Annotated in this window: 4 protein-coding genes; 3 read left to right on the top strand and 1 reads right to left on the bottom strand. The window is 72.9% G+C overall.

Going from position 1 to position 3,268, the window contains the following annotated elements:
• A partial coding sequence (locus WDV06_RS36500) for an adenosylhomocysteinase (protein WP_395512075.1) occupies window positions 1-77 on the top strand: 77 nt, incomplete at its 5' end.
• A 106-nt stretch (window positions 78-183) separates the two neighbouring features.
• The gene (locus WDV06_RS36505) at window positions 184-873 is read left to right on the top strand and encodes a hypothetical protein (protein ID WP_395514104.1); all 690 of its coding nucleotides are present in this window, start codon (window positions 184-186) and stop codon (window positions 871-873) included.
• Here the strand turns inward: WDV06_RS36505 and WDV06_RS36510 are convergent.
• The gene (locus tag WDV06_RS36510; RefSeq protein ID WP_395514105.1) at window positions 870-1,799 is read right to left on the bottom strand and encodes an RDD family protein; all 930 of its coding nucleotides are present in this window, start codon (window positions 1,797-1,799) and stop codon (window positions 870-872) included. The two genes, WDV06_RS36505 and WDV06_RS36510, sit on opposite strands and share 4 nt — an antisense overlap.
• 112 nt (window positions 1,800-1,911) lie before the next feature.
• Between WDV06_RS36510 and WDV06_RS36515 the strand changes: the two genes are divergently transcribed.
• Complete coding sequence (locus WDV06_RS36515; protein WP_395514106.1) at window positions 1,912-2,919, top strand: stage II sporulation protein M; 1,008 nt, start codon at window positions 1,912-1,914, stop codon at window positions 2,917-2,919.
• Window positions 2,920-3,268: the final 349 nt, after the last annotated feature.

A 3,268-nucleotide genomic window follows, 5' to 3' on the forward strand; every position in this document is an offset into this window, starting at 1 on the left:
CGCTGCGTCCGGAGCAGGCCGAGTACATCGGCGTCAAGGTCGAGGGCCCGTACAAGCCCGACCACTACCGCTACTGATCCCACGGGTCCCCACGGATCGCGCACACTGAAGCAGGCCCCCGGCACCCCGTGCCGGGGGCCTGCCCCATACGCACCCCGCAACGCCAGCCAAGGACCACGCCCCATGCCCCGCGGCCGCTACTCGCTCCACGACCCGCACGACCACACCCCCCTCGGCGAGGAGCACTTCCACTGCGCCCCCGGACCCTCGGGCTGGCGGTACGTCTCCCAGACCACCACCCCCGGCGGCGACCACCGCGGCTCCGTCGACCTGGCCGTCGACGCGCTCGGCCGACCCATCCGCGTCGAAGTCCACGCATCGAGCTGGCAGGTCCGCGGCGCCGCCATCGACGGCGTCACCTGGGTCCGCACCGACCCCACCGGCACCGAGGCCACCGAGGGCAACGTCGCCGCCCCCGGCTTCACCGGCACCTCCCCCGCCTTCCTCATCGCCACGGCCCGCCTGCTGCGCCTGGCCCCCGGCGCCCCCGCCACCCGGATCCGGCTCCTCGCCCTCACCGACCCCGTCCTCGCCCCCCGCACCGTCGACCAGGCCTGGGCCCTGCGCTCCCGCTCCGAGCACCCCACCGACAGCGGACCGCTCGTCGTGGACGAGTACCAGGTGACCGCCCTCGACACGGGCGAGGTCCACACCGTCCACATCGCCGGCGACGTGGTCCTCTCCGCCCCCGGCATCGAACTCGAACACCTGGAGTCCCCGCCGTCCACCTTCACGGACGCCGACGAGGTGACCGAGTCCGAGCAGTTCGAACCCTTCGAGCCGTTCGAGCCGTTCGGACGACCCGAGGACTAGGCGGGCGGCGCGAACCCGGTGGCACGCGGCGCGGGCTCGGCGGCCGCCTCGGCCCGCACCGGCGGAACGGGCTGCACCGGCGGAACGGGCGCCGCGGCGGGCGGAGCCGGCACGGCAGCGGGAACCGCCGGCATCCCCCCGTACGGCACGGGCGCGGGAGCGGCCCCGGCCACCCCGCCGGAGGCGAAGGCCCGGGCGGCGTCCCGCGACTGCCGCTCGTGCACCACGGCCATCAGGAACGCGACCGCCGGCACCCCGGCCGGAGCAGGCGCCCCCGTCCGCGCCACCACGTCGTCCGCGAGCCGCGCCGCCATCACCGCGCCCGTGTGCGGATCCAGCTGGTCCATCCGCGTCAGGTACTGCCGGATCGCCAGCCACAGCCCGTCCGGCACCGCCGACAGGTCCAGCCCCGTGAACCGCCCGGCCAGCCACGGCGGCGGCGGGGGAACGGGCATCACCCGCGCCCCCGGCACCCGCTCCCGCACCACGAGCGTCCCCGCGAACACGTCTCCGAGCCGCCGCCCCCGCTCCGACACCAGCGACGCGATGCAGGCCACCGTCCCGAAGGTCATCAGCAGCTCCACGACCCCCATCGCCCCGCGCACCAGCGCGTGCCGGAACCGGATCGGCCCGCCGTCCTCCCGCACCACCCGCAGCCCGCACGCCAGCTTCCCCAGCGAACGCCCGTGGCTCAGCGTCTCCACCGCGATCGGCACCCCGACCAGCACCAACAGCAGGCTCGCCACCGCCACGGCCGCCTGCGCGGCGTCGTCGAGCCCGGCGGTCGCCAGGAGCAGCGCGAAGGACACCAGCACGTACGCGGTGAAGTACACGGTCAGGTCGAGCAGCACAGCCAGCGCCCGACTCGGCAGCCGTGCGGGCCGCAGTCCCAGGACGACCGCGTCCCCCGTCACCAGACCGCTCACCGGATGCACCCTTTCACCGACCTGACCCGCCCCTGCGGACCCCAGTCTGCCAAGCTGGCCGCAGGAGAAGCAGCCGTATCGGGCGAGCCAGGGGCAGGGGAGCGACAACCGGATGGATCTCGACGTCTTCGTAGCCGCCCACCAGGCGCAATGGGCCCGCCTGGAACAGCTCCTCGGCCGTGGCCGCCGGCTCACCGGAGCGGAGGCGGACGAACTCGTCGCCCTCTACCAGCGCACCGCCACCCACCTGTCCCTGATCCAGTCGAGCGCCCCCGACCCGCTGCTCACGGGCCGCCTCACCCAGCTCGTGGCCCGGGCCCGCTCCACCGTCACCGGCACCCGCCGGGCGAGCTGGCGCGACGCCGCGCGCTTCTTCACCGCCGGCTTCCCGGCGGCCGTCTACCGCAGCCGCCGGTGGTGGATACCCACGGCCCTGCTCTCCACGGCCCTGGGCGTGCTCATCGGATGGTGGATAGCCACCCACCCGGAGGTGCAGGGGGCTGTCGCCGCCCCGGACCAGCTCAAGCAGCTGACGCGTCCGGGGGGCGAGTACGAGACGTACTACTCCAGCCACCCGGCCGCCTCCTTCGCGGCGAAGGTCTGGACGAACAACGCCCAGGCCGCCGCCGTCTGCCTGGTCCTGGGCGCCTTCCTCGGCCTCCCGGTCCTCTGGATCCTCTTCCTGAACATGGCCAACCTCGGGGTGGGCCTGGGCCTGATGGCCTCCGCGGGCCGTCTCGATGTCTTCCTCGGCCTGATCCTGCCGCACGGCCTGCTCGAACTGACGGCGGTCTTCGTCGCCGCCGGGACGGGCCTGCGGCTGGGCTGGACGGTCGTCGACCCGGGTCCCCGCACCCGCCGCGCGGCCCTGGCGGAACAGGGCCGCGCCGCCCTCGGCATGGCCATCGGCCTGGCGGTGGTCCTCTTCGTGTCGGGCCTGATCGAGGGCTTCGTGACCCCGTCGGGCCTCCCGACCTGGGCCCGCATCGCCATCGGCGTCGCCGCGGAGGCCGCCTTCCTCGCGTACGTCTTCGTCCTGGGCGGCCGGGCGTCGCGCGCGGGGGAGGCGGGAGACGTGGAGGAGGCGGACCAGACGGCTGCGCTGCCGACGGCGGCGTGATGTGCGAACAAGGCCGCTCAGCTGCTAGTCTCCTCGTCGTCCCGCGAAGGGTGTTGACACACCCGGAGTGGGGAGGTAGATTCGAACGGTTGCCTCGAACTGGACAAGTTCGGCAGCGACGGTTTAAACTCTTCTTCGCCCCCAAGAATCCAAGGAATTGCATTCCGCTGGGGCACATCCAGCTCTGAATCAGGAAACCGAAGCCGGGAAATCCGGTGGAAAACTTCTGATAGAGTCGGAACCGCCGGAAAGGGAAAGCGCGAAAGCGAACCACCTGGAAAGCGCCGAGGAAATCAGGCCCGAAAGGATCTGATAGAGTCGGAAACGAAGAAAGAACGAAAGCCCGGAG

It is taken from the genome of Streptomyces racemochromogenes, assembly GCF_044129415.1.
Classification (GTDB): Bacteria; Actinomycetota; Actinomycetes; order Streptomycetales; family Streptomycetaceae; genus Streptomyces; species Streptomyces racemochromogenes_A.

Coding starts and splice junctions, on each gene's coding strand:
- WDV06_RS36505 (WP_395514104.1), top strand. CDS start 184: ATGCCCCGCGGCCGCTACTCGCTCCACGACCCGCACGACCACACCCCC.
- WDV06_RS36515 (WP_395514106.1), top strand. CDS start 1,912: ATGGATCTCGACGTCTTCGTAGCCGCCCACCAGGCGCAATGGGCCCGC.